Here is a 24282-nt window from a genome sequence, read left to right as displayed (position 1 = left end):
CAAATAACTGACGCCGGTCGCTTCAATCGGTTACGAGTTCGTCCGCCCAACATCAATGACCGCTTTTGGCGGCGGGTTCAACCGATCGCTCCGCTAGGGTCTGATAGAGCAAGGTCTTTCTGGGGCGTTCGTTGAGTTGCCGCGCGATGGCGCTGAGCTTTGCCTGGCTGTGCAGGGACAGGTCGGTGCCACGTGGCAGATATTGGCGCAGCAGTCGGTTGGTGTCTTCATTCGAGCCGCGCTGCCAGGGTGATCGAGGATCGCAGAAGTAGACCTCGACGTCCGTGGCCAGTGTCAATCGCTGGTGCTCGGCAAGCTCTTTGCCTCGGTCCCAGCGCTGCCATGAAAGGCGCTGTCTTTGTCCCGTGCTTTATCGATGCGTTTTATCCAGGACGGCATTGTGACGCTCGAATTGCTGTAGCGCCTGAGTCTCGACGTGGACTATCTGAAGAACAGACCTGCTGCGGTCAGCCGATGGCCAACAGCGGCGCGCACAAGGATGCGGCAGGGGCCGAGGCGGTCTTCGTCGCCAATTTTGCCGGCGACGATTATATAGTTGGACCTTCGGCGAGCTGCATCCACCATGTCCGCTCCCAGCCAGCGTTCTGGAATCGACAGATCAGGCTCTCGCTCGCGGGAAGATTGTCGGTCCCACACACGCGTGGTGGACACGAATCCGGCGAGCCCGGCGACGTCATTCATGGCCTCTATGAAATGCACCCTCGAGGTGTTCGATGAGGCGGAAGACGTCCCCCTTCCCGTCCGACAGCGGATCGAACCAACGCATCGCGCCGAAAGTTCATCGCTCGCGCGTGCTCTCCTTGACGTCGAGCGCGAATCCGGCGCGCTCGAGCACCGCTGCGCAGTGCACCTTGTCCTTCAGCTCTTCCAGCTCTGCTTTTTTCATCTTCGCCTGCGCCTCGTCGCGCTCCCTCCTTCGATTCCGCCCCGGATTTTTCAGTGCAGGAACCGGATGCCGCGAAGAGCAGGGCGGGCAAGGGCGCGGCCGGCAAGCCGGCGTTTGTGCCGGGTGGCGCGAACGATGCCCATGTCGGTCATCAAGCCGCGCCCCGCCGCTTCGCCGGCATGGCGGTTGCCCGCGACTATGACTGTCAGTCCCAAAAAGCTGGCACCTAGGGCCCGGTCGCTCTTGAGATAATCATCGCGCCGGCAACATGCCTGTTATCGCGTCGGCGACAAAGGCTGGATCTTCCCAATGCGGGTTGTGGCCGCAATCCTGCGCCCACACCAGACGCGATCCGACGAGTGCATCGGTCAGCGTGCGCTGGTGCGCCGCGCCGAAAAGCGGATCGCGCCCGCCGGCGATGATCAGCGTCGGGGCCTCCACCGCCCGCGCCGCGGCGGTCAGATCGGTGCGGCGGACTTCTTCGAGAATGGCGCGCCAGCGCGCAGCCGGGATCGCGGACGCGTCCTTCGCGAGGCCGGCGAGAAAAGCCCGCGGCACGCCCGGTCGACAGGCATGCCACCAGTCGTAGAACGGATCGGACGGCGAGATCGGGTCGCGCAAGGCTGCAACGCCGTCGATCACCTGATGATCCGATCCGAAATCGGGCTTCAGCGTGCTGGCCAGGATCACCAGCCCACCGATCAGCTCCGGACGACGCGCGGCCAGCATGATCGACACCATGCCGCCCAGCGAATGGCCGACAACGATCGGCCGGCCGAGCCGCAGGCGTTGGATCAGCCCGGCCATATCCTCGGCAAAATCGGCGGCGCGATAACCCTCGCCCGCCTGCGAACCGCCATGGCCACGCAGGTCCGGCATGATAAGCCGGCGCCCGGTAAGATGCGGCGCCAGCAGCAAAAACTGCGGCTGGTGTCGGTGAAGCCATGAACCAAGAGCAACGGCGGCTCCGAACCGGCGATCTCGACATAGGTAAGCTCGAGACTGCCGACATCGACGATGCGCTTACGTCCGGCCCAAGACGCCTGTTCGGCTTCCTGATCCGTCAGCTCCAAAGCCGGCCTCACAGTCCGAGCTTTTCCTTGACCGCGGCAAGGCCGGGTTTGCCATCGAAGGTGGCGACGCCGGCAAGCCAGGCATCGAGCCGATCCTTGTGCAGGGCGATCGACTTCAGAGCCCCGTCCTCCGGCTTCATGCCGTCGTTAATGAGGTAGCCCATGCCGACATTTTCCATGTCGATGTCGAAGGCGAGGTTTTTCAGGAACTGCGCCACATTCGGGCATTCCTGCAGAAAACCCTTGCGAACCTGCGTGGTCACGGTGGCGGCGCCGAAATTCGGACCGAAGAACTCGTCACCGCCAGTCAGGTACTTGAAGTCGTACATCGTGTTCATCGGGTGCGGCGCCCAGCCCTGGAAGACGATGAACTGCTTCTCCTTGATCTCGTAGCCGACCTCCGAGAGCATGCCGGCCTCGCTCGATTCGACCACCTGCCAGCCGTCGAGGCCGAAATTGGGATCGGCAATGGCGTCCATCATCAGCTGATTGGATCCGGGCTCGATGCCGTACATCTTCTTGCCGAACTTGTCGGCGAACTTGTGCAGGTCCGACAGGTCCTTGACGCCGGCGTCCCAGACATAGGTCGGCACGGCAAAGGTGTATTTGGCGCCGACCAGATTGACGCGCACATTCTCGATGGAGCCGTCCTTCTTGTAGGGCTCGTAATAGGTGACCATGGCCGGATCCCAGTAGCCGAGGAACAGGTCGAGGTCTTTGTTCTTCATCCCCTCGTAGATGACGTTGATGCCGAGCACCTCGCTCTGCGGCTCGTAGCCGAGCGCCTGAAGCAATACCTTGGCCACGCCGGTGGTGAAGGCGAGATCGTTCCAGCCGGGCTCGGCCATGCGGACCGTTTGCAGCTTTCGACCTCTGCGGCCCGGGCCGCCTGGGAAGCCAGCGTCAGGGCCGCGACACAGACGCCATTCGCAAGCATGCGCAACATTCCGGTTCTCCTCTTTCCGACTTTGACCTATTGGTCACTTTATTGTCCTATTGGTCAATTGTTGATCTGAACGGACGAAGATGTCAATATGGATTCGCAATGGATGGGTCGACCCAGTGAAGCTCACGCGTCTCAGCGACATACGCCGCAAGGAATTGCGCCAGGCGGCGTTCGCCGTTCTGGAGCGCGAAGGCATCGCCGGTGCGACGCTGGAAAAGGTCGCGGCCCAGGCCGGCGCCTCCAAGGGCATCGTGCTGCATTATTTCCGCAACAAGCAGGAGTTGTTCGAGCACGCCATGCGCGAGGCGAACGCCGTGCTCTGCCACGCCGTGGTCGCCCGGCTGCAGCGGGCGCGCACGCCGATGGAACGGCTGGACGCGGTGATCGAGGGCAATTTCGAGGAGCATCTGTTCCTGCCGCCGCTCTGCCATGCCTGGCTGTCGCTCTGCGCCGAAGTGCCCCGCGACGAGCAGCTGGCGCGCATCCAGAAGGTCATCCATGCGCGCATGCGCTCGAACCTCTTGTCCGGCCTGCGCGGCCTCGCTCCGCCGGAACTGGCCGACGAAATCGTTGTTGGCATCACCGCTTTGATCGACGGGCTATGGCTCAGGCTCGGTCTGCAGCCGGGCAGCGTCACGCGCGAGCAGGCTGTGCGCCAGGTCAAGGATTTCGTCGCGGGGCGGCTTTGCCCCGCGCCAGCCTAGGCCCGTCGGCCTTGCCTCGGTCGGATAAAGTTCATAGCCGGCGAGGTCGTACCCTTGACCGCCCAATTGCGGGAGCATGGCGATGCGACTCCAACGAAGCGGGCGCTGGTCACCCGTGGGTCGGACAGCATCGGCCTGGCAAATTTTCGGAAGCTTTCGCCCGCGAAGGCGCGGATGGCTGATCGTGGGGCGCGACCCCGGCAAGCTGGAAACCTTGTGCAACACGCCGCGGTCGAAACGCTGTCGACCGATCTCGCCACCAGCGAAAAGGAGATCAAGTTCACTTATCCCTTATCTGCATTTGGACAAAGTTGGGGGCACGACCACGGTAGAGAATCCTCGTTACCACTAACAGCCAGATTTCGATCCGACGCTAAACTAGTTCCCTGACAGAGGGAGCTCCGCGACGCATCAGGTCCGGCGGTAACCAACCCGGACCGTCGTTTCGAGACCGTGCCTCCTACATTGTCCAACTACAGGCTCGATCGAATGATTTCTGACGGAATCGGCAGGATCGCGATCACTCCTTGAAGCGGCAAACATGAGAGTGGAATAGTCGGGACTAAAGCGGCCTGTTTGGGATTCCCCGCGCTGTTAGAGCGTGCCACACTGCGTGATGTGTCGCTCTTCGAAACGTCGCGCGAAACGTCGGCTCGATCGCGGTCCAGGACTTGCTCGCCGAAGAGCTGTCCGAGATTCTCCTGCCGCTGCTTAGGCTCGGACCCGAGAAGCTAAACCCCGAGGCATGGTCGCGAACGGCCTTTTAATCGAGATCGCTCGCCGGCACGAGCTTATTATGCCCCTATTCCACGACGTGGAGGTGCCGTCTTCAAGAGCCAGCCCAAAGAGGCGATGACGCCGATAGTCTGCGGCAAAAGCTTGAGCCGCGGCTCCGTGTAATGCGTTTTGGCGGATTGCATGATCTTCCCGTTGTTCGGTCGAGCGCGTATCGACGACTGCGAAAGCTTTCTCCATCAATCCACGGCTCTAGGACCTGCCGCAACCCCCACGCGTCCGCGTACCTCTTCTGGATGGCGAAAGCTGCCATTCAGCATACAGCCCCGGTGTTTCCGAGCGCTCAGTGTCCTCTTGCCTCGACTTTTCATCGAAAGCAGACTGGTTGCATCCCCTTTGTTCGTTAGTCCAGCAATCCGAAAATGTCCGCTTTTAGGATGGCGAGAAGGTCCTTCGGACGCCCGAAATGAGGCGGTGGGTTCAACCGGTCGCCGCAACACCTTTAATCTGGGAGGATTGGGAGGTGTCGCATGGTGACGTCACGTATTTGGTTTACCCCGGAGCAGAAGGCCGAGCTTTGGGAGCGGTGGAAGCAGGGTCAGAGCATTTCATCGATCTCGCGGGCACTAGACCACCGGACCAAGGGCGGCGTTCAGCGGATCGTATCCTTACACGGCGGCATTGCTCCGTCAGCAAGGCGTAGAGCGGCCTCGGCGCTCGAGCTGGGGGAGCGCGAAGAGATCTCTCGCGGGATTGCGGCAGGTCTTGCCATCCGCGCTATTGCACGAAGTCTGGGGCGATCCCCATCAACGATCAGTCGCGAGATCTCGCGCAATGGCGGTGCCCAAGCGTATCGAGCAACCCGAGCCGACAAGCAGGCTTGGCACCGCGCGCTTCGCCCGAAGCAATGTCGCCTGGCATGCTCCGGACGGCTAAGGTGGCGGGTGGCGCAAAAGCTGGCACTGCAATGGTCGCCGGAGCAGATTGCGGGTTGGCTGAAGCGAGCGTACCCAGGCGATCCATGCCCTGGCTGACAAACTCGACTTGTACAAAGTCGCGCGCCAGTTCGATGCCTTGCGGCTGGCTGAGTTCACGCGGGAGCGCAAACTCCACCTCGCGGGCGAGCTGGGCATCCTTGCGGACCTCGAACGTTTCGACATCGTTCCACAGCCTCTCGCGGTCGCGCCAGGCCTCCGGTGCATCCTGCGGCAAGCGTTCGATGCGCTCATCGCGCAATCGCGACGCTGAACGGTAGGCGGCCGACGCGACGGCGCTTGAGCCTGCCTTGCGACCAATGACCTTGACGTGAAGATGATAGATCGCCATCGCGACCAGATCATTTGCACGTCAAAGCCTACGTCGGCACGACGTATAAGCGCGCCCTCCCTCGAAAAATTCTCGGGATGGACCAGCCCATCCCGGGCTGTCTCGGCAACGCTGAAGCCTTCTGGCGGACGCTCCACAATCAATGGAGACAGCCATGCGCAAACCACGAGACTTCGACGCGGACTCAAGACCCTGGAAGACAAGGCGCGCGAGCTCAAAACGCGAAAGGTGCAGCAGCTTGGCGAGCTGATGATCGCCACGGGGCCGATGCACTCAGCACCGACGAATTGGCCGGCGCGCTCGTCGCAATCGCCGAAACCAAAGACGCCGCGAAGCGTGAGGCATGGGCCAAGCGTGGCGTGATGTTTTTCGAGAGCCGGTCCCGGCGAACTGATCCGGCATCTCAACGCAACCCTCGCAGCGCTCCAGCGCAATCGGGCGGCCCGCAATCGCCGGCAGGCGGCACAGGCTCGCAATGACATGCGCACCTGGCAGGTCGAGCGTCGCCAGCGCACACGGCACCTCATCGAACTTGCGGTCTCGCCGTCAAGGCAGGCATTGTCGAGCTCACCAATGACGATCGCGCCACCATCTACGGCGCGCTGCTTTGGATCGCCGCCAAGCTGCAGAGCCATGAAGGCGAGCATGCGCGAAACCTATGGACCGCGAAGGGTAGGCAGGCGTTCGATGGTGAACGGCGTGAGGAGCAGATGGACCGGCGAACATAGCGATGGTTGTAAACGGCGGGCGGCGCAACAACGCAGCATATCGTGATCCATTCGCGATGCACCAACTTTCGACGCGCATTGAAAGTCATCGAATGTTTCGACCGGGGCCGTTTGCCATAAGCTGGCGTCAACAATTCGGGCGAGCATCGGCACCTTTCGCGAGTACGCGTCGTATTCTGGAAACGCGGCCAAGGACAAGACGCGTACTTCGTTCAACATCCGCCGGTATTGAATGGCAAAATTCACTGCGAGGAGCCAAGAATCGCGATCGTGTTACCCGGTGGGCACGACATTGGAACCAGCTCGCGAGTTCGGCGTTGCGAGCGGATGATCAGAAGTTTCGCTTACGCTCTTATCATCGTCCAGGTATCCATGGCGACCGCGCTGCTTACACAGGTCTTCCTTACGACCGGTGAGGAAGCCCGTAGCTCAAAACGCTGGATTGCCTTAACGCCAAAGGACGACGAGCGATGCGCCAAGGCGATGTGGCCCAATATTCCTGAAGGATGTTTGAAACGGGTCGAGCCGAAGGTGGTGACGCTCGTGCTTAGCCAAAGCAACTAATGGCGCATGGCTCTTTCTGCTGCCATTCGCGGCTGGCCGCGCTGCCGCAGGACCAGCAAAGGTCTGTTAAGCCTCGCTCAATCTCTGCAAGCTATCTTGTTGCCAGTTTGTCGAGGGTGACATGAAGCGCAAGTCGATAATGCTCTTTGCCTTCCCAGCTCTGATCCTGCTGATCCTGGCAGGGGAGCGCATGGCGACCTTCTTGCTGGGAGCTTATCCGGCCAGTCCTACAATGTGGCGGATCTGGCTTGAACTAAGGCCACTGTCGACGATGTTCTGGCAACAGGTCGATCTCTTTGTGGGCGCCTCGATGGTCCTCGATGCCTCCGTTCTGGCTGCCGCATCAATCGTTTGCTGGACGGCGTGCCGCACAAGAAAGTCGGCTGCCTTCTTCTTCCTTGCCAACCACATCGCCCTGCTTTTTGCCGGGTTGATGATCGCCGTCACCAGCCATTCCGAAACGGCGAGCACGATCGCTTCATTCGCCGTACCCGGGGTCTTCCATTCTCGCTAATGGTTGATTTTACCTTGAAGAACACCCTTGTGCTGTTTTTGGGTGTGACAGCATGCGCCTACTGTCATGTTGTCTTTCTCAGCGAAACCCGGCAGCGGTCCGGAGCGCTGGCCGCGAGGCTTGTTGCTTTGCAGCGAGATCTCTAAGGGTGCCCTATTTTTTCCGGCGTTAGTTGATCTTCCGGTAGTAAACCTTGCCGTCGGCCTGCTCTATGCGCTGGTAGTTGGAGCTTGGGGCAGGCGATGCGGCCGCGATCCTGTTTTTCGCTGGACGCGGCGCATCGACAACGTTGTGGTCGGTCGCGTCTTCACCATCGAGAACAGCAGGCGCCTCCGCCATGCTGCTGGTCGTGTCGACGGAAGGTTCCGCTGCGCTCGACGTGATTTCGTCATGGGCAATAGGCTGGCTCTGTTCCAGCCGGGCTATGCTCCGGTTGATTTCGCCAAAGCTGCTCTGCAGTTGACTGTCAAGTTTTTCAAATCGGCTCTGAAAACCGTTGTTGACCGTATCCAACCGGCCGCCGATTCGTTGTTCGAACGTCCCGAGTTGTTCCAGGCGCCCTTCCAGAAAGCGCATATCGCTGATGCCGCGGTAGAGATAAACCGCGGCTACCATATTCACCAAAGTGAGCAGGGACGTGCCGATGATGACCGCGCCGACAATGCTTCTGTCGCTCGGTTTCACAACGGCAGCTTGCTCTCCAATGTGGGTTGCTGTCCCAATCTCGATTGCCGGCATGTCCGGTTCGCTGATCATCGTCATTGAACCACCACCTTTGCGCCGATCGCGACGCGCCTGAAGAGATCGATCACATCGGTGTTGGTAAGGCGAAAACACCCCGATGTTCCATCAAAGCCAACCCCGGACGGATCGTTGGTTCCGTGTATCCGATAGAGCGTGTCACGCCCGTTCCGAAGCAGATAGAGCGCCCTGGCGCCAAGTGGATTGTAAGGACCGGCAGGCACCATTTGCGGCAGGTCCGGCTGGCGGGCGCGCATCTCGCGGGGTGGGCGCCATTCCGGCCATTCGGTCTTCGCCCCCACCTCGACCACTCCGGTCCAGCCAAATCCGTCGCGTCCGACGCTGATCTGATAGCGAAGCGCCTGGCCTTGTCGGGTCACCAGGTAAAGCGCTTTCTCGTCCTTGCGGATAACGATTGTTCCGGGCTGTTCTGTCGTCTCGAAGGCAACTGTCTTGCGCAGGCTGGGGCCCATTGCCGGCAGCGGCGGCCGATCCGAAAGTGCCGATCGTGCGCTGGCGAAATCCTGGACCAGCATCATCAGCGCAATGCTCATGACGGCCAATCCCGGGCCAATCCGATACCTACTTGGCCGCCCCCTATTTGGCAGCGTCATCGAGCCGCTCTTTGAACATCCGCTTGAGGTCCTTGTTGAAGCGCGCACGCCCATCCACCTCGGCAGGCAGGATAGCACGGTTCAACGCATCGGTGAGAAGCGCATTGTCCAGCGCGACCGACTTGATGTGCGGCGCCTTGAAGATCTTTTCCAGCTCGCTGCGCGAAAAGTGGTTGCCGAACCATTTGCGCTTGTGCTTGTTGGCCACCAGCGTGATGCTGACAGCATTGCCACGCAACTCACGGATCTTCTTGTAGAGCCGTTTGCCTTGCCGCAGCGAGGCGACGTTGAGTTCGAAGACGATGAAGATCTCATCGCTCGTCGACAGCACGGAATTGTGCCAAGGCGTCTCGATGTTCGGCAGGTCTATGACGATGTCGTCAAACCGGTAGGCGACAAGGTCCAGCAGCCGGAAGACAAAATCACTGCCCTGCGGTTCGAAAGGCAATTGCGGCCTCTCGAAGGAATAGAGCGTCAGCCCAGACGGGCGCGAGAGCTTGATGACATCCATCAGTTCGACGTCGAGCCTCTCCGGCTGGCCGATGATGCCGCCGAGGTCGAACTGGTTGAACTGGTTGAGATAGGCGCCGCAATTGGCGCTCTGGAAATCGAGGTCGACCAGGCAGGTGGAAGCCCCGCGTTCCTTCGATTTCGACGCCAGGAATTCGGCCGCCGACAAAGCGAGCGTCGTCGCGCCGGCGCCGCCGCTCGCACTGATGAAGGTGATGATGCGGCTTTTGGTTCCCTGGTTGCCGGTGTCGTGGAAGGTCACCGCGTTCAGCAATTCCTTGCCGTCGAGCGGCTTGTGCAGCCAGTCCGAAGCGTTCATGCGCACCAGCACACGCGTCTGCTCCGACGACAGTTCGTCGGAGACGGCGATCAGCGGCACGGTCGCCCACAGCGCGCGCGCTTCGATGATGCCCGGCCTGCCGAGCAACTCGCCATTGCCGAGGTCGAGGATGACGATACCGGGGCGCGTATCAGCGGGCGGCCCCCTAAGGAAGTCGCCGGTCTCGGAAACCCTGACGTCGTAGATCGCCAGCGCATCGAGGCGCGTCGCCACATCGCGTTTGAAATTCGCATCCGACGAGAACAGCGCCACCTGCTTTCGCTTGGTCGGCGTAACCTTGGTGTTGATGGCATTCATGACGCGGTACTCTTCAAGTCTTCGCCCGTGACCGTGCTCAGCATGGAGGGCATGTTGATGTCTGCGAAACCCATCAGTCCTTTCAGGAAGAAGAACTGGAAGGTCCTGTTCTGCAGGCTGACGCTGATTGTCGGCACTGGTCCGCCCAGCCGCGTCTGGAAACCGAGGCCGGTGGCGGAATAGGTGATGACAACGTTGCTGCGCAGCAGGCCCGGAAAGAAATGACACATCCCTGGCCGCTGGTTGGCGGCCAGCACGGGACAGACGTCGTCATTGGTGACAGCCGTGTCACCCCGGAAAACTCGGCTGAAATTGGCAGCGCTGAAGATGCCGCTGTTGGTGCAGGCACCGGTGGTTCCGGTATACGAGCATGCAAACGGACCATACACGCCTGAGACGACCGGAGCACCGGGCGTTGTGGTCGGTGCGGCGGCCGTCAGGTTGGTCGCAACCGGATCGGAAATTGAAGCCAACCGTGCACCGACCTGGACTGCCTTGGTTGCAGCGTTCCATTGATAAAACGCATAGCCGAAATCGACGAAGCCCAGGACAAGCGAGAACAGCAAGGTAGATACGATGGTCATTTCCACCATCGCCGCGCCGTCTTCCGATGTTGTGAAACGCCTAATCATGTTCAAAACCGGAGCAATCGCTCGTCGTGATAGCCGCGAAGCGTAATCGGCCCGATGCCGATAAACGAGAGCATCCCGACATCAGGGTACAGGTAGGTGCCGGATACACGGACGGTGCAGACCTGTGCCGTGGTCGAACGATATTTGGTAATGCCGGATTGTACGGCGTCGTAGCAGGTCGTGCTGGTCACCGTCACATTCGACGCCTGCCAATTGGCGATTCGCGGAACATCCGTCTGTGTTGCCGTCGGCTTGCCGAACACTGCTATGTTGGCCGCGATCGCGGCGCAGTCGATCGCGGCAAGCCCGGCGTCGGTATACATCTGGCTGTTGCAGCGCGCTGCATAGCGAGCCCCGTCCGAAAGCCCGGCCTCCATCAACAACTTGTCATGGATCAGATTGCCGAATTCGAACACGCCGGCCGACAAGATCAGCATCAGCGGCGTGATCAGCGTCATCTCGACGAGCACCGCGCCGCGGTGGTCGCGCCGAAATCGGTCGAGATGGCGGAGCAGCGTTTTCAGCATGGCCATCACCGGTAAAGCTGCGCTTCATCGCGGAGGAAGTTATCGAGCGTTCCCCGTCCGCCTTTGCCTGTGATATCGATCAGTTCGACGTAGATATCCTTGCTATCTTTGATAGGCTCGGTGATGAAGAAGCTCCCAAAGGCGCGCACGGGGATATTGTTGGCGCGACCGTTGAATCCGCTTATCGCGTTGCAGTCTATGATGGCCCCGAAGAGGATGCGCCGGTCCACCGTCGTGACGGGTGTCTGGCCGCAGGACGGATTACCGGTTTCTCCGCTTATCGCTGCATCCCCAGCGATGCTGTCGTTGGTCGCGGGGTTCCCGTCGGGGTTAAGCTCGTAGCGATACATTTCGTAGCGGGTGGCACCTACCAGCGATGAAGGCAAAGCGCCGCGTGTCGGATGATTGACAGTCCAATAGCGGCTGGCATTCCAATCGCCGGCGCCCATACGACCGCCCATCAGGCTGCATGTGCCGGTGATCTGGCAGGAGTCCCGTTCAAGCCCCACACCCTTTGTTGGATCGGTCTCAAAGTCAGTTTGGCCGTTGTTGCAGTTGATGTTTTTGAGCCCCATGCGGACATTGGCCGCTGGACCGGTGGACGTTCCAATGTAACTTTTGCTGATACCGAAGCGGGCATTCAGCCCGTCTTGCACGGGGCCGGTGCTCTGTCCCGGTTCGGTGTCAACGCCATCTTGAGCATAGCAGCCCACCGGCTTCACGCGGGCGAGCGACGCTTCCAAGGCGTTCGCGCCGTTGCCCTCCGGCGAAGCAAGAAAGGCGAAGTTACCAGGTTGGTAGTAGCCATTATCTCGCAGAAGGATCTGGCGACGGCGATACTGCTGCGAGTTTGCCGCCTGTTCAAGCGTTACGCCGCCTGTGAGGCTCGTATCCTCGTACGGATTACACATAAAGACCGGGGTATAGTCGCAGACGCTTGACTTGAAGCCGGCCACTGCCACCGCGCCAACATTGAAGGAATTGCTCGCGGAGTTGCCTGTCAAGAACGATGCCGGGAAGATCGCGGCAAAACCGACTGGGGTCACCGTCACCTCGACAAAGCGGGCATTTTTCGCATCGGTCACCTCATCGGTGATTACATTCGCAGCGACGATCGGCAGATTGTCGGTGGCCGGCAGGGATCGGAGATATCGTCGCGTCACGCCGGCAGCTGCTAGATCCTGGGGACCTGGCGTGGTCGTGAAATTGTACTGGTTGCGAACCAGTGTCGCCAGTGCGTAATCACCTCGCGTGATTGCGTCGGACGTGCCGTCGAGTTCTGCAGCTGTTGCGAGAGCGAATGCGTCCGCCCCCTTCTGCAAATCATTGTGCAAATTGTTGACCCGGCTCATGTCGATCACCAACAGGGAAAAGCCGATGATGGCCGGCAGCATGACGCTGACGAGTATCAGCGCTATTCCCCTTTGATCGTGCCAGAACGCGCGAATGGTTCGCAGCATGGCTTTACTCTTTGCTCCCCTGACGCCAGGTTTCCTCGTCGTGCCTGGCGCACTGAAACCGCATCCTTCTGTTCATTCCCCCGTGTTGGTTGCCGGCGTGCCGACATTGACCGTGATGGCCGGCGGAGGCGGCGGTGGGGGCGGAAATTTGTAGTTGTTTGCGATAGCGGCGGCACGCACGCCGTCACCTTCGATCCTCGTGTTCTTGGAGGCCGGATTGAGTGGATCGACGGTCTGCAGCAGCGAATTGAACTTCTGCGTGTCGCCGGCGGCCAGCGTCACCGAATCGTAGTGGTTCAGGTAATCCGCGGCGCAGCCCGAGGGCGCGCCGGCGCACAGAATAAGGATCAAGGCGCTATTTCTTGACATAGAGCATCTTGTCCTTCGATTTGAAGTCCAGCATGTGGCCATAAGGGCCGGTCACGCCATCGCCCGTTTCATATTGTCGGATCATGTCTTTGTTCACCTCGAGCTGACCGAGCACGAAGAATTCCGGATCGTTGGCCGGCCTCGTCTTGTCGAACGGCGTGGCCAGCTGTTCGCCGGGCTTCACCGGCCGCACGAGGTGCGGCGTGACGATGACGACCAGCTCGGTCTCTTCCTTCTGGTTGCTCGAATTGCGGAAAAGCGTCCCGATAACCGGCACCTGGCCGAGCCACGGCACCTGGTTCTGTAGCTTGGTGGTCTTGCTGGACAGAAGTCCGCCTACCGCGAAGCTCTGGCCGTCGCGCAACTCCACAACGGTCGATAGTTTTCGGTTGGTAAAGATCGGGTCGCCGGCGGTGGTGAAGCCGGTCAGATCGCTGACTTCCGGTGCCAGCCTCATATGAATCTTGTCGTCTTCAAGCACAACAGGTGTGAACTTTAGATTCACGCCGAATTGCTTAAAGTCGATCTGAATCTGGCCATCCTTGTCGAGGCTGCGGATGGGAACCTCACCGCCGGCATTGAAGCTGGCTTCCTCACCGGAAAGCGTGGTGAGATTGGGATTCGCGAGCGTGCGTACCACGCCCTTGGCCTCGAGCGCCTCAATGTACAAGTCGACTTTGATGTTGCTGTCGATGACGCGTGTGAGCAACGCTCCAAAGGGCGTCGAGTTGGACAGGAGGTTGCTGAGAAAACCTCCGGCGCCAAGCACCACGTCATCTTTGTCGACGGCGGTGATGCCGGTTCCGACTTTGGTCGTGCCGTCGCTGTTGTTGCCCTTGATCGACACGCCGAGATCGCGACCGGCGTTGCGCTTGGCCTCCAGCACCCGCACTTCGAGATTGACCTGCTGGCTGTCGTCGACAGTGACGGAATTGATGATGTCGTCGGGACCATATTGCTTTGCCACCTCCAGGATGGCCGCCAGAGTGGCGCCGTCCTTGACGTGGCCGCCAAGCCTGACCCTCCCATTGACCGACCCGACTTCGATGCGCGACCTTGGCGCCACCTGGCGGATCGCCTGCGCCATGTCGCTGACGTCGACGCCGACCTCGATCTGAAGGGCGCCGAGCGAACGCTTGTCGGTGGAGAACAGATTGACCGTGGTGGTGCCGGCGCCCTTGCCGATGACATAGAGCGTGCGGTCGGTCATCGGCTGGGCATCGGCGATCTTCTCATCGCCGACGACGATATCGCCCAGATTGGCGCTCACCTGGATCGTTACCGATTGCGATGCCGGCAGGAAAATACGGTGCACGCGAGGGGTCGACACGTCGATGAAGCGGTCGGCCGCAAGGGCCGCCAGGCTAGACAGAAGCAGCGCGGCCAGACAGGGCAACGCGGCCGCCGCCATCCTTAACCAAGACCCTTGCATCCCCGTATCCCCCATCGCTGCCGGTGGCAGCCCCGTTCCGTTTCGCCGCTCTTGGCTATTGTTGTCGCGGCACGTCGTAAGTCTCGAGCTTCACACCTCGGAAAACACCGACCGTCGCTCGCGTTGGTTGCTCCGGTTCTACATACTTGACCACTTCCTTGACGACCTGCTGCGGCGCGGGTGCCGCCACGATGACCGGAGCCGGCTTGACCTTGCTCAACTGGTCGATCTGGCTTCCAACCCGGTCCACCGCCCGGGCCAAACCGGCGATCTTGTCGTCCGCGCGCTGGCGCTCCGCTGCGGCCGCGGCGTCGGCTGCCGCCTGCTTGGCGAGGTCGGCTTGCCTCTTGGCGACATCGTCCGGCGTCTCGCCGGTCAAATCGGACAGCGTGACTCGTTCGGTCATCTCGCCCTTGCTCGCCGCTGCCTGGCGAAGCGCCAGTGACAATTGGCCGGCGCCTGCGGCCAAGGTCAGCTTCTGCGCATCCTTGGTGCTGACCTCGAGCGTCACCGACTTCACAACTGTCGGGCTGTCCTTGCTCTCGTCGGCGACCTGGTCGACGGCGAGCACCTTCATGCTCTGAAGCAGCACGTCGACAAAACTCTGATCCCCGCCTTCGGCATTGCGAACGGTGCGCGTCAAAAGCACGTCAACCCGATCGCCGGGATAGACAAATCCGGCAACGCCGAGCACGTCATTGACCCTGATGGAAACGGCTTTCATGCCTTCGCCGAGCACCGCCGAAAGCGTAGCGCGCTGGCCGGGGCCAGTAATTTTGGTGGCAAGGACAGGTTCGTTGACGCCGATCGACTGCAACGCCTGCTTGGTGCCGCCGCCGGCCGGGAGGTCTTTGGTAAGAAGGTCTTGTGTCGTCTTGTACGCGCCGGCCGGAACCGCACCCGACGGCCATTCGACCTCGCGCAACTTGTCGGCCGACAGGATGTCGCCGAACTTCAGCGCCACCGCGGCCACGACGACCGTGTCGCGCTGGACGTCGTCCGTACGTGCTATGGCGCTCCGCTGCCCGGCCAGCCAAATATTAGCAAGCACCACCGCGAGCACGCCGAACACGCCGGCGAGAACGATCATGATGACAGTGTTGGCGCGCATTTGCCCCCCAGATTGCTAGGCAAATCGACGTCGGGGAAAGCCCCGGCGTCGACAAACTAGGTGTCGGCGATCAAGGCAGCGTCGATGCCAAGGATGACCACCTGCCGCTGACCCAGCCGCCTACCGTAATGACGGATGCGATCACGGCGATAGTGATGATCCCGAGCAGGATCGTATATTCGACCATAGCAGCGCCGTTCTCGTCGTCGCGGAACTGCCGGGCCATCGTCGTTAGCTTCTTCACGCCAATCTCTCCCTTTGGAGTTGAACCCAGCGAGGCGAGCCAAGGTTGAAATCCATACCCAAGCATCCCCGCCGTCTTCCAGTCGAATGCCTTACCAATCATCGACGCCGAGGATGCCCGGCGTCGATGAGAAAGATGCCGGTTATGCAGCCGGCAAGGTCGATGCTAAGGATGACCACCTGCCGCTGACCCAGCCGCCGACAGTAATGACGGATGCGATCACCGCGATAGTGATGATCCCGAGCAGGATCGTATATTCGACCATAGCAGCGCCGTTTTCGTCGTCGCGGAACTGCCGGGTCATCGTCATGAGCTTCTTCATGCCAATTTCTCCCCTTGGAGTTTTGAACCCGACGAGACAGAGCCAAGGATGAACCCCATACCCAAGCATCCCCCGTCATCTCAATCCTAGGTCGCGCCAAAAAGCAGAGTCAAACGGATTAACAGATCCTTAACCTTCCAATACCTGATCGGAAGGCATTTAAATTTAAACAAGAGCTTGATTCCACTAATTTTTCAAGCGTCTTAACCATTCGTTAACATTTGTGCGGCTGAGCTCATTAAGCGCCACCTAATTTAGGCAGATAGCATATCCTTTTATATCTAAGGGTTTATAGCCAATTGTGGAGAACGTTCCTCGTCTCGGCACCCACAAGGGGCACCGGTCCCGTAAGCTTAATGCTTCAGTCATGTGTGGGAGTGCGAACGCAGGAAATAAAAACGAGATTTTTCGGGCGAACTCTTTAACTATGTTGAAAGTATCGGACGGACGTGGTGCCTTTGGCGCTTGTGCGCCGCTTGGTTAACGTTTAGTTTCCGCTGATATGGGCTAAAGGGGCATAAGGGGCTATGCTGGGTCGGTTTATCAAGGGACCAAGCGAGCAGCAGGCCGCGACAAGGGTCGAGCCGCAGACTGTGCTCCCTGCTGCTCCGGCCCTTTCGCCGGCCGCTGATATTGAATCGCACGGCGACGATTTTCTGACACTCAAGGTCGAACTTCACCGGCACCTCATTGATCGGTTCAATCTGACCGCTCTTGAAAATGCCACCAAGGACGAGATCCTGAATGAGATCCGCCCGATCGTGCGCGAGTTCGTTCGAAATCGAACCGTGCCCCTGAACGCGCGCGAGCTCGATCAGCTGACCAGCGACACCGCCGACGAGATGCTGGGGCTTGGTCCGATCGAGCCACTGCTCAAGGATGACTCGATTTCCGACATTCTGATCAACACGCACAATCGCGTTTTCGTAGAACGGCGCGGTGTGATCGAGGAGACGGCAATTCGATTCCGCGACGAGGCACACCTGCTGCGCGTCATCAACAAGATCGTCTCGGCGATCGGTCGCCGCGTTGATGAATCGGCGCCCATGGTCGACGCTCGACTAGCAGACGGCTCGCGCGTCAACATCGCGGTGCGTCCGATTTCCGTGGATGGTCCGCTAGTGTCGATCCGCAAGTTTTCGAAACATCCCTACTCGCTCGAGCGCTTGATGGCCTTCAATTCGATCCGCCAGCCGATGGTCGATTTGCTCCGGATCGCCGTGCAGGCGCGCAAATCGATCCTGGTTTCAGGCGGCACCGGCAGCGGCAAGACGACCTTGCTCAACGCTTTGTCCAGCTACATTCCGTCCAAGGAGCGCTTGGTGACGATCGAGGATGCGGCGGAGCTGCAATTGCAGCAGCCGCATGTCGGCCGTCTCGAAACGCGCCCGCCCAATGTCGAAGGCAAGGGCGAGGTGCGTCAGCGCGAATTGCTGAAGAATGCGCTTCGCATGCGGCCAGACCGCATCATCGTCGGCGAGGTTCGCGGCGAGGAAGCTTTCGACATGCTGCAGGCCATGAACACCGGCCATGAGGGTTCGATGACCACCATCCATGCCAACACGCCGCGCGACGCGATCTCGCGGCTGGAGCAGATGGTCGGCATGGCGGGCATGCCGATGACCAATGATTCCATCCGCGCGCAGATCGCTTCCGCCATAAACATCATCGTCCAGACGCAGCGCCTTTCGGACGGTGGGCGGCGAGTCGTTTCCATATCCGAACTGACAGGCATGGAAGGCAATGTGGTCCAGCTTCAGGAACTTTACCACTTCGTGCGGCGTGAAGTGACGGCGGACGGCCAGATCGTCGGAGAATTTCGCGCCACCGGCATTCGTCCACGCTTTGCCCAGGAAGCCGCGACGCTTGGCTTTCTGTTCGGCAAGGACGCATTCAATCCGCAGGTCCCGCTCTGATGCCGACTGGCCAGACTTTGCTTTACTTCATCTATGTGCTGGCGGCGGCGTCGGCTATCCTTGCGATCGAGGCTCTCTTTGTCACCTATTCCAAACGCCGCTCGCGGGTCAGCGCGATAAATCGTCGGCTGAAAAGGCTGGCTGATGAAGCTCCTGCAGAACAGACTCTGCAAGGATTGCTGCGCGAGCGTGGGCTTACCAATTCTGGCGATTTTCTTTTCAGCATGGTCGGGCTGAACAGACTGTACACCCAATCTGGCATTACCGGGAATCCGCTGTCGTTTGTTGCGATGTTCTTTCTTGCGGGATTGGCGCTGGCGCTGGTGTTTGCGTTTCTGCTGCATTTTTCCGCTATATTCGCGCTATTCGTCTTTTTGTTGATCGCCTCTATCCTGCCGCTTCTGGTTCTTCGCCGCGCCCGAGCTAAACGTATCCAGAAATTCGCCAAGCAGCTGCCGGACGCACTCGACATGATCGTTCGGTCGTTGCGTGCCGGTCATCCGACTTCTGTGGCGATCGGGCTCGTCGCCCGGGAAATGCCCGATCCGCTGGGCACCGAATTCGGTATCGTCTCCGACGAAATTACTTTTGGTCTCAGCCTCGAAAACGCGGTACGAAAACTCTCCCAACGCGTTGGTTTCGAAGGCCTTCAACTGCTGTCGGTGTCGCTGTCGATTCAAACAAAGACGGGCGGTAATCTGACCGAAATTCTGTCCAACCTTTCAGCGGTGCTGCGTGAAAGGCAAAAGCTCAGGCTGAAGATAAAGGCACTTTCCGCCGAGGGTCGAATGTCCGGATGGATCATTTCCCTGTTTCCGCTGTTCATGCTGGTTATCCTCATGACCATCACTCCAAGCTACTATGGCGATATATGGAACGACCCACTGGTCATGCCTGTGTTTACGGTCTTCGGGGTATGGGCTCTGCTTGGCGACTTCATCATGTATCGCATGGTCAATTTCGATTTCTGACTGGGAGCGAACCATAAATCTCTTTTCGAATACTCACGATGTGAGCCTCCTGATCTCCATTGCCGTTTTCCTGGCAGCGGTGGCCATTTTTCTGTTGGCTGCACTCATATTCCTGCCGGCGCTGCAGACGCGGAAGCTGGTTGCGCAAACCTTGATGGCAGAGGGCACTCCGAACCGCCGCTCGCTTGTTGGGCAGGAGGAGTTGGCAAGAATCTCTGCGCAGCAACCTGTCCAAGCATATTTTCGATCAATCGAGAAGGAACGCGACGAACCCAGTGCCCTGGACGCGAAACTCTTTCGCGCAGGCTTCTATCAGCCAAGCGCGCCGCTGATCTACACAGTATCGCGTCTGGCGGCGGTCTGTGTCGGCTTTGCTGTGACCTACGGACTCCTCTCGCGCATCTTGCCACCACAATTGCCCGGTCTTTTCGTCTTTGGAGGCTCAGCCTTGCTTGGCTTGGCATGCATTGTCATTCCAAGCATAGCGCTCGATCGCTTCGAAAACGGGCAAAAGCAGATCTATCGGCGTGGCTTTCCCGATTTCATGGACATGATGATCACCTGTGCCGACGCCGGCATGAGCCTGGAGGCGGCGGTCGAGCGTGTTGGCGCCGAACTGGCCGGCACACATAAATGGCTAGGCATCCAGCTTTCGATCATGAATCTGCAATTGCGCGCCGGCAAGCCGCTGCGGGAAGCTTTGCGCGAACTCGCCGATCGAATCGGGCTCGAGGAGGCGCGCGCTTTGGCCGTGCTGTTCCGGCAATCAGAGGAACTTGGGACGAGTCTGACGGACGCCCTGCGCGTGTATAGCGACGAAATGCGGGGACAAAGAATCTTTCGTGCCGAAGAGCGTGCCAACACTCTTCCGGTCAAGATGATGATCCCATTGGGGCTTTGCATCTTTCCAGTCGTGATGATGGTGGTCATGCTGCCCGTGATAATCCGCATGAAAGGCATTTTCTTCTGAACAGTCATATGCTTTGGTTCTAAAATAGGTCCGGGGACTTTGGGGAGACAAGATGAGAAGGCCAATGCGCCTCGCAGCCGCTGCCAGTTTGCTGGCCGTGCTGCTTGCCGGCTGCCAGACCGGGGCTGACAACACCGATGGGATCGTTCGCACCAACGAACCATCGAAAGGCGACGTGACGGCCTTTGGCGATGCTTTTGATGGTCTGAAGACGGTCGGCGATGTCGAATACTATGCCTCCGACCAAGCGGTGGCCGAAGCCACGAACCAGTTCCGTGCGGAAAACTATGGCAATGCCGGCGCGCTGTTCTACAAGGCGACGCAACTGGCTCCCAATGATGGTGGCGCCTGGATGGGCCTGGCCGCCTGCAGCGACCGCATCCACCGCTTCGATCTCGCAGATCGGGCTTACGCCCGGGCCTTCAAGCTGGTTGGCGCGTCGCCCGAATATTACAACAATGTCGGCTACTCTTACCTGCTGCGCGGCAGGCTGCAGGATGCACGCGCGAACTTCCTCAAGGCCTACGAACTGGCGCCCAACGATCCGACCGTGGTCAACAATCTGAAGCTTCTGTCATCCAGTGTGCAGAACGTCGAGCGTCAGTAGTCATGCTGCTTGCCGCATCGCTGCTGCTGAAGGTATTTGCTGTCCCTTTGCTCGCAAGGATAGCCTGGCTCGACTTCACCACCCAAAAAATATCCAACCGTGATGTGCTTCTGCTGCTGTGCCTCGGGTTGGGATCACTGCAGGCTGTATCAATTCTGGTCGGATCATGGTGGGACATGGGCCTGAGCGCGATTGCAGGCATCGTGCTGTTTCTTGCGCTCTTCCCGTTCTGGGCTCTGCGCAAGGTCGGTGCCGGCGATGTCAAGCTGATGGCAGTAATGCCATTCCTGACCGGCGGAAGCAGTCTGGCGGTGTTTTCCCTGCTGCTGCTGGTTTTTGCTCTTACCACGGCGCTGATCGTGAAAAATCCCTTCATGCTGCCGGAAGGCGCCTTCCGCCTTTATGTTCAGCATCTGGATCGCAAGGGGGTTGTTCCGTTCGGCGTGCCGATATCGATCGCGGCGATCTGCACGCTGGCGTTTCAGATCTACGCCAGCTTGATGGTTTCTGGCGGGCTATCGATCTGATGGTCGCGGGCCGTTTAGGTCCAAAACGACAACGACATGCGAAGGTGAGTGGGTGGGCTCCGAGGTGCGGAGGGGTTTCACAAACCGAGATCAGGGCTAAACATCAGGCGTCTGCTTGACCGCGCCGATCTCGACATTCCCCCGTTCTTTGGGTTTGGGCATAAACGGATATCCGAACTGGCCGAGGTAGCTTGCCGGGATAGGCTCATCGACTCCGTATTTCTCGGGCATTGCCGAGCCTGGAACGTGAAAAGTACCGAACAGCAGATCGATGATCGATAGTTGACTGGCAAAGTTCTTGTCATAGGCATCGCGATGATCGGCGTGGTGCCAATGATGGAATTGCGGGCTCGCGATCAGCCATTTCAAGGGCCCAAAATTGATCCTGACGTTGGCGTGCAGCAGTAGCGCGTGCCCGGTATAAACAAGGAAATAGATGGCGATCGCCTCTGTCGAAAAGCCAAGAAAGAACACTGGCATGAGGGAGACCGCCTTGGTGATGATCTGATCGACCGGGTGCGCTCTGAACGAGGCCACCCAGTCCAACTCTTCTATACCGTGATGAATCGAGTGAAATCGCCACAGCGCCGGAACCGCATGAAACGCGCGGTGTGCGGCGTACACCCCGAGATCGGCTAATATGATGATTTCGATTACCTGGAGCCATGTGGGCTGGCCGCCGATGGTATCCGATACGCGCTCGGGCACCAGCAATGCGGCCACGCTCATGACAATCGCTGCCATCGAGAAAATGCAAGCTCTTACAAGCGTGCCATTCAAGATTGCGTAGATGGCATCAATAGCGAGACCCTTGCGAAGAATCTTTTGAGGCGGCCGCAGGGTCAGGATTCGCTCCAGCGGGACGAAGATCAGGGCACAAATGAGCAGAGATTTCAGACCAAAGAGGTCCATTGGCCTATCCAAAAGTGGCAGTTATGGGAGGAGTGAACCACTTGCTGACCTATCAGACAAGACGATCGTTTCCGAACAGGTGGAGTAGAAGTTAACTCTTCGGAAACCATTTTCTTGCCGAGGCGCGAATGCAGTGCTTCAATGCTCCCCGAAGCGGGGAACTACAATGCTAACTGAGGATTTCCTTGGCCGAATTGCGATCGTCCTTGTTCTGACGGTCTTGGCGACGTTTGGCGTGATTTCAATTTTCGGCCATTTCAATCAGGACACTTCGGCGAGTTCGCTGGCGGTCATCACTCAGGCGGCCGCGACTGTGTTGTTGCTATTGCAGGTCGTTATGACAGTCAGCCGTCTTCCGGCTAAGGGAACGGCCCGAGGAATTGAGCCAAGGATTACCGCGTTAGTCGGATCTTTCCTTATGTTGGTGGCGATGTTTCTGACCCCGGCACTGGAAAGCGAAGCTGCGCAAATAGCGGCTCTTTGCTCAATATTCATCGGCACCGTCACTTCGATTTTTTGCCTATATTGGCTTGGCCGTTCCTTTTCCATCATGGCCACGGCTCGGCAACTTGTCGCCTCAGGCCCATATTCGCTTGTCCGGCATCCGCTGTACGTCTGTGAAGCAGTATTCGTCCTCGGGATGATCCTCTCACATCTTTCGGTATTGATGGTGATCGTCGGTGCGTTTCAGTTTCTTTTGCAGTATCGACGCGCGAGGAATGAGGAAGCCATCTTGCGGCAAACCTTTCCCGAGTATGATGAATATGCTCGGCGCGTCCCTATGTTCATACCGCGAATTTTTAGGGCAGCTATACCGTCGGTAGACAAGCCATAGCCGGCAGCCGTTTTGTACGCTGGCCATCGGCGGCATTCTGTTCCGGCTCGAAAGCCGCCTGCCACATATTTTCCCAGTCCATCATTGCCGCCACGCCGCATGACGACGATAGCAAAAGCACGTCTCCTCGATAGTGGTCTAACGAAGTAGCGGTCTCCCGCTACCAACGCCCAACGGCCGGTCCGAAAAGGCTGACAACACCGCCTATTTTGCACGCCGGGACCGCCATTTTCCGCTAAAGCCGAATGCACCCCTTCTGCACTGAAGGCCCGATTACGGCCAACGCATGCTGAGGTATCGACTTGTAGGATTCAGAAGTCGTGAAGCGGTGTTCGTTGACGTCACGTCCGGTGACCGCCGAGCGCATCGAGCGAGCGCTCGATCGCGTCGCGGAGATCATGGTGGCGCGAGGGGACCAAGGCGAGGCCTGGCTGCCGTTATATGAACATCTGGAACGTGCTCTGCGAGACCACAAGGCGAGGGAAAAGCGTATGGCGGCTGTGCGCGAGCGCGTCACACGATCGAGGGGTCAAAGGGAAGCACGATCTTCATAAGCTCTTCCTGCCACATCTTCATGTCGCCACCCTCGCCATATTTTGGCCGGTCGATCGTGTGGCCCATAAGCATACGCCGAAGTTCCTCGTCCAGCCTGCCGTTCTTCATACGGTCTTCGAACGAATGGCGCAGCGAATAGACCGTATGATCCTCGGTGGGAAACAATCCGTGGCTCTTGAAGTGCTTGTTAAGCAGGGCTGACAACGATGCCTCGCGGTCCTTGTACCGTGGGAAGCCCTTTGAATATTTCTTGAACACCTCAAGCGCCACGCCGACCAGTGGTATCTTGCGCACTGACGAGGCGGTCTTGATTTCTCGCGGATCGTCAGGGTCGTCGCGCGGTTCGACCGAGATGTGCGGGACATCGTGGTCAAGATTGATGACGCCGGCATGTAAATTCGCAAGCTCGCTCGGTCTCGCGCCTGTCTCCGCAAACGCAAGGACGATACTCCGCGCCTCCTCGTTGAGCGTTGTGAGCGCGCCCGGCGCAAAAATCTTGTCCCGGATCCAGTCGGTCGGGAATGGCGGCCGGCTGCGCTTTGACTTGTCGCTAAATGAGAGATCGGCGAAGGGGTTTTTCTGTTCGGGGAAACCGAGATGCCGGTAGTAGTCGGCGTAGAGGGTTCGCAGGTTCCCCATGTTTCGGTTGCCAGTAGACGCCGAACGGTCTGCCCTCCCTGTCTGGGGCGCGATACGATTCAGCCAGTAGTTATGCACCACTCGTGCGTCGTCGCGCGTGATCTCACCCATCGCCTTGTCGCCGACCAGGCCGATAAACACATCGACGCTCATCTCGCGTTTTGCCTTCCAGCGCTTCTTCTGATCGGGGCTTTTGGTGCGGATTTCGTCGCGGGTGATCTCGTCGAAATAAAGCTCCAGAGCCTCTGATATCT

The 24282-nt window shown here is 59.2% G+C and carries 25 protein-coding genes and 6 pseudogenes; 13 read left to right on the top strand and 18 right to left on the bottom strand.

Annotated elements, in window-relative coordinates; all coding sequences use genetic code 11:
• Positions 1-52: 52 nt before the first annotated feature.
• Positions 53-334 (bottom strand): annotated as a pseudogene (locus tag NLY44_RS29705) (IS30 family transposase); the annotation flags it as partial.
• Between the two features lie 8 nt (positions 335-342).
• Between NLY44_RS29705 and NLY44_RS33130 the strand changes: the two are divergent.
• Positions 343-738, top strand: coding sequence for a heterodisulfide reductase-related iron-sulfur binding cluster (locus tag NLY44_RS33130; protein ID WP_084013077.1), 396 nt, complete (start codon positions 343-345; stop codon positions 736-738).
• Between the two features lie 219 nt (positions 739-957).
• Here the strand turns inward: NLY44_RS33130 and NLY44_RS29695 are convergent, their stop codons facing one another.
• The 3 genes and pseudogenes from NLY44_RS29695 to choX form a co-directional block, all read right to left on the bottom strand.
• Entirely contained in the window at positions 958-1122 is a 165-nt protein-coding gene (locus NLY44_RS29695; protein ID WP_156941065.1) for a hypothetical protein, read from the bottom strand.
• Between the two features lie 37 nt (positions 1123-1159).
• On the bottom strand, positions 1160-1825 hold the full coding sequence (locus NLY44_RS29690; RefSeq protein ID WP_286456200.1) for an alpha/beta fold hydrolase: 666 nt from the start codon (positions 1823-1825) through the stop codon (positions 1160-1162).
• Positions 1826-1988: 163 nt separating this feature from the next.
• A pseudogene (gene choX / locus NLY44_RS29685) lies at positions 1989-2926 on the bottom strand (choline ABC transporter substrate-binding protein).
• A gap of 116 nt (positions 2927-3042) precedes the next feature.
• Here choX and betI point away from each other — a divergent pair.
• Together betI and NLY44_RS33125 are read left to right on the top strand one after the other, a co-directional pair.
• Complete coding sequence (gene betI / locus NLY44_RS29680; protein ID WP_023806634.1) at positions 3043-3630, top strand: choline-binding transcriptional repressor BetI; 588 nt, start codon at positions 3043-3045, stop codon at positions 3628-3630.
• 1265 nt (positions 3631-4895) lie between these two features.
• A pseudogene (locus NLY44_RS33125) lies at positions 4896-5387 on the top strand (transposase); the annotation flags it as partial.
• Here NLY44_RS33125 and NLY44_RS33120 read toward each other — a convergent pair.
• A pseudogene (locus NLY44_RS33120) lies at positions 5386-5691 on the bottom strand (MobA/MobL family protein); the annotation flags it as partial. The pseudogenes NLY44_RS33125 and NLY44_RS33120 overlap by 2 nt on opposite strands.
• 154 nt (positions 5692-5845) lie before the next feature.
• Between NLY44_RS33120 and NLY44_RS29670 the strand changes: the two are divergent.
• From NLY44_RS29670 to NLY44_RS29655, 4 genes and pseudogenes are all read left to right on the top strand, one after another.
• Positions 5846-6170 (top strand): annotated as a pseudogene (locus NLY44_RS29670) (conjugal transfer protein TraD).
• A gap of 1 nt (position 6171) precedes the next feature.
• Positions 6172-6419 (top strand): annotated as a pseudogene (locus tag NLY44_RS29665) (conjugal transfer protein TraD).
• 372 nt (positions 6420-6791) lie between these two features.
• Positions 6792-6983, top strand: coding sequence for a hypothetical protein (locus tag NLY44_RS29660; protein WP_156941064.1), 192 nt, complete (start codon positions 6792-6794; stop codon positions 6981-6983).
• 121 nt (positions 6984-7104) lie between these two features.
• Positions 7105-7497, top strand: coding sequence for a hypothetical protein (locus tag NLY44_RS29655; protein WP_286456198.1), 393 nt, complete (start codon positions 7105-7107; stop codon positions 7495-7497).
• 168 nt (positions 7498-7665) lie between these two features.
• Here the strand turns inward: NLY44_RS29655 and NLY44_RS29650 are convergent, their stop codons facing one another.
• From NLY44_RS29650 to NLY44_RS29600, 11 genes are all read right to left on the bottom strand, one after another.
• Positions 7666-8259 (bottom strand): hypothetical protein, encoded by a 594-nt coding sequence (locus NLY44_RS29650; protein WP_023806631.1) that lies wholly within the window; start codon positions 8257-8259, stop codon positions 7666-7668.
• Positions 8256-8852, bottom strand: a complete 597-nt coding sequence (locus NLY44_RS29645) for a L,D-transpeptidase (RefSeq protein ID WP_023806630.1) — start codon at positions 8850-8852, stop codon at positions 8256-8258. The genes NLY44_RS29650 and NLY44_RS29645 overlap by 4 nt, the downstream gene beginning before the upstream one ends.
• The gene (locus NLY44_RS29640) at positions 8836-9999 is read right to left on the bottom strand and encodes a CpaE/TadZ family protein (RefSeq protein WP_023806629.1); all 1164 of its coding nucleotides are present in this window, start codon (positions 9997-9999) and stop codon (positions 8836-8838) included. The genes NLY44_RS29645 and NLY44_RS29640 overlap by 17 nt, the downstream gene beginning before the upstream one ends.
• Positions 9996-10592, bottom strand: a complete 597-nt coding sequence (locus NLY44_RS29635; protein ID WP_245263877.1) for a TadE family protein — start codon at positions 10590-10592, stop codon at positions 9996-9998. The genes NLY44_RS29640 and NLY44_RS29635 overlap by 4 nt, the downstream gene beginning before the upstream one ends.
• A gap of 41 nt (positions 10593-10633) precedes the next feature.
• Positions 10634-11158, bottom strand: coding sequence for a TadE/TadG family type IV pilus assembly protein (locus tag NLY44_RS29630; protein ID WP_245260226.1), 525 nt, complete (start codon positions 11156-11158; stop codon positions 10634-10636).
• A gap of 5 nt (positions 11159-11163) precedes the next feature.
• Entirely contained in the window at positions 11164-12618 is a 1455-nt protein-coding gene (locus NLY44_RS29625) for a pilus assembly protein TadG-related protein (RefSeq protein ID WP_023806628.1), read from the bottom strand.
• A gap of 72 nt (positions 12619-12690) precedes the next feature.
• Complete coding sequence (locus tag NLY44_RS29620; RefSeq protein ID WP_245262707.1) at positions 12691-12969, bottom strand: hypothetical protein; 279 nt, start codon at positions 12967-12969, stop codon at positions 12691-12693.
• Positions 12970-12973: 4 nt separating this feature from the next.
• Entirely contained in the window at positions 12974-14419 is a 1446-nt protein-coding gene (locus tag NLY44_RS29615) for a type II and III secretion system protein family protein (RefSeq protein WP_023689308.1), read from the bottom strand.
• Positions 14420-14474: 55 nt separating this feature from the next.
• Complete coding sequence (gene cpaB, locus NLY44_RS29610; RefSeq protein WP_023689309.1) at positions 14475-15530, bottom strand: Flp pilus assembly protein CpaB; 1056 nt, start codon at positions 15528-15530, stop codon at positions 14475-14477.
• A gap of 70 nt (positions 15531-15600) precedes the next feature.
• Positions 15601-15876, bottom strand: coding sequence for a Flp family type IVb pilin (locus tag NLY44_RS29605; protein WP_286456193.1), 276 nt, complete (start codon positions 15874-15876; stop codon positions 15601-15603).
• A 40-nt stretch (positions 15877-15916) separates the two neighbouring features.
• Entirely contained in the window at positions 15917-16096 is a 180-nt protein-coding gene (locus tag NLY44_RS29600; protein ID WP_023689311.1) for a Flp family type IVb pilin, read from the bottom strand.
• 527 nt (positions 16097-16623) lie between these two features.
• Here NLY44_RS29600 and NLY44_RS29595 point away from each other — a divergent pair.
• Genes NLY44_RS29595 through NLY44_RS29575 form a run of 5 tightly spaced genes read left to right on the top strand, consistent with a single transcriptional unit; the run spans position 16624 to position 21087 of the window.
• Entirely contained in the window at positions 16624-18012 is a 1389-nt protein-coding gene (locus tag NLY44_RS29595; RefSeq protein WP_023689312.1) for a TadA family conjugal transfer-associated ATPase, read from the top strand.
• Complete coding sequence (locus NLY44_RS29590) at positions 18012-18983, top strand: type II secretion system F family protein (protein WP_023689313.1); 972 nt, start codon at positions 18012-18014, stop codon at positions 18981-18983. Before NLY44_RS29595 ends, NLY44_RS29590 begins: the two co-directional genes overlap by 1 nt.
• A gap of 40 nt (positions 18984-19023) precedes the next feature.
• On the top strand, positions 19024-19953 hold the full coding sequence (locus NLY44_RS29585; protein ID WP_023681000.1) for a type II secretion system F family protein: 930 nt from the start codon (positions 19024-19026) through the stop codon (positions 19951-19953).
• A 52-nt stretch (positions 19954-20005) separates the two neighbouring features.
• The gene (locus NLY44_RS29580; RefSeq protein ID WP_023689314.1) at positions 20006-20560 is read left to right on the top strand and encodes a tetratricopeptide repeat protein; all 555 of its coding nucleotides are present in this window, start codon (positions 20006-20008) and stop codon (positions 20558-20560) included.
• 2 nt (positions 20561-20562) lie between these two features.
• A complete protein-coding gene (locus NLY44_RS29575; protein ID WP_023680998.1) occupies positions 20563-21087 on the top strand; it encodes a prepilin peptidase in 525 nt (174 codons plus the stop codon).
• A gap of 96 nt (positions 21088-21183) precedes the next feature.
• On the opposite strand, the gene NLY44_RS29570 is transcribed toward NLY44_RS29575, so the two are convergent.
• The gene (locus NLY44_RS29570; RefSeq protein WP_023689315.1) at positions 21184-21999 is read right to left on the bottom strand and encodes a sterol desaturase family protein; all 816 of its coding nucleotides are present in this window, start codon (positions 21997-21999) and stop codon (positions 21184-21186) included.
• Between the two features lie 166 nt (positions 22000-22165).
• On the opposite strand from NLY44_RS29570, the gene NLY44_RS29565 reads away from it, so the two are divergent.
• Complete coding sequence (locus tag NLY44_RS29565; protein WP_023689316.1) at positions 22166-22834, top strand: methyltransferase family protein; 669 nt, start codon at positions 22166-22168, stop codon at positions 22832-22834.
• 513 nt (positions 22835-23347) lie between these two features.
• Here the strand turns inward: NLY44_RS29565 and NLY44_RS29560 are convergent.
• A complete protein-coding gene (locus NLY44_RS29560; RefSeq protein WP_245263876.1) occupies positions 23348-24181 on the bottom strand; it encodes a site-specific integrase in 834 nt (277 codons plus the stop codon).
• Positions 24182-24282 lie beyond the last annotated feature (101 nt).

It is taken from the genome of Mesorhizobium sp. C089B, assembly GCF_030323125.1.
Lineage (GTDB): Bacteria > Pseudomonadota > Alphaproteobacteria > Rhizobiales > Rhizobiaceae > Mesorhizobium.
This window is presented reverse-complemented; position numbering and strand designations above follow the sequence as displayed.

Bases quoted from the DNA above. Each gene is read 5' to 3' on its own strand.
- NLY44_RS33130 (WP_084013077.1), top strand. From the start codon at position 343: ATGAAAGGCGCTGTCTTTGTCCCGTGCTTTATCGATGCGTTTTATCCA.
- NLY44_RS29660 (WP_156941064.1), top strand. From the start codon at position 6,792: ATGGCGACCGCGCTGCTTACACAGGTCTTCCTTACGACCGGTGAGGAA.
- NLY44_RS29655 (WP_286456198.1), top strand. From the start codon at position 7,105: ATGAAGCGCAAGTCGATAATGCTCTTTGCCTTCCCAGCTCTGATCCTG.
- NLY44_RS29650 (WP_023806631.1), bottom strand. From the start codon at position 8,259: ATGACGATGATCAGCGAACCGGACATGCCGGCAATCGAGATTGGGACA.
- NLY44_RS29645 (WP_023806630.1), bottom strand. From the start codon at position 8,852: ATGACGCTGCCAAATAGGGGGCGGCCAAGTAGGTATCGGATTGGCCCG.
- NLY44_RS29640 (WP_023806629.1), bottom strand. From the start codon at position 9,999: ATGAATGCCATCAACACCAAGGTTACGCCGACCAAGCGAAAGCAGGTG.
- NLY44_RS29635 (WP_245263877.1), bottom strand. From the start codon at position 10,592: ATGGTGGAAATGACCATCGTATCTACCTTGCTGTTCTCGCTTGTCCTG.
- NLY44_RS29630 (WP_245260226.1), bottom strand. From the start codon at position 11,158: ATGCTGAAAACGCTGCTCCGCCATCTCGACCGATTTCGGCGCGACCAC.
- NLY44_RS29625 (WP_023806628.1), bottom strand. From the start codon at position 12,618: ATGCTGCGAACCATTCGCGCGTTCTGGCACGATCAAAGGGGAATAGCG.
- NLY44_RS29615 (WP_023689308.1), bottom strand. From the start codon at position 14,419: ATGCAAGGGTCTTGGTTAAGGATGGCGGCGGCCGCGTTGCCCTGTCTG.
- cpaB (WP_023689309.1), bottom strand. From the start codon at position 15,530: ATGCGCGCCAACACTGTCATCATGATCGTTCTCGCCGGCGTGTTCGGC.
- NLY44_RS29605 (WP_286456193.1), bottom strand. From the start codon at position 15,876: ATGATTGGTAAGGCATTCGACTGGAAGACGGCGGGGATGCTTGGGTAT.
- NLY44_RS29600 (WP_023689311.1), bottom strand. From the start codon at position 16,096: ATGAAGAAGCTCATGACGATGACCCGGCAGTTCCGCGACGACGAAAAC.
- NLY44_RS29595 (WP_023689312.1), top strand. From the start codon at position 16,624: ATGCTGGGTCGGTTTATCAAGGGACCAAGCGAGCAGCAGGCCGCGACA.
- NLY44_RS29590 (WP_023689313.1), top strand. From the start codon at position 18,012: ATGCCGACTGGCCAGACTTTGCTTTACTTCATCTATGTGCTGGCGGCG.
- NLY44_RS29580 (WP_023689314.1), top strand. From the start codon at position 20,006: ATGAGAAGGCCAATGCGCCTCGCAGCCGCTGCCAGTTTGCTGGCCGTG.
- NLY44_RS29575 (WP_023680998.1), top strand. From the start codon at position 20,563: ATGCTGCTTGCCGCATCGCTGCTGCTGAAGGTATTTGCTGTCCCTTTG.
- NLY44_RS29570 (WP_023689315.1), bottom strand. From the start codon at position 21,999: ATGGACCTCTTTGGTCTGAAATCTCTGCTCATTTGTGCCCTGATCTTC.
- NLY44_RS29565 (WP_023689316.1), top strand. From the start codon at position 22,166: ATGCTAACTGAGGATTTCCTTGGCCGAATTGCGATCGTCCTTGTTCTG.
- NLY44_RS29560 (WP_245263876.1), bottom strand. From the start codon at position 24,181: ATGAGCGTCGATGTGTTTATCGGCCTGGTCGGCGACAAGGCGATGGGT.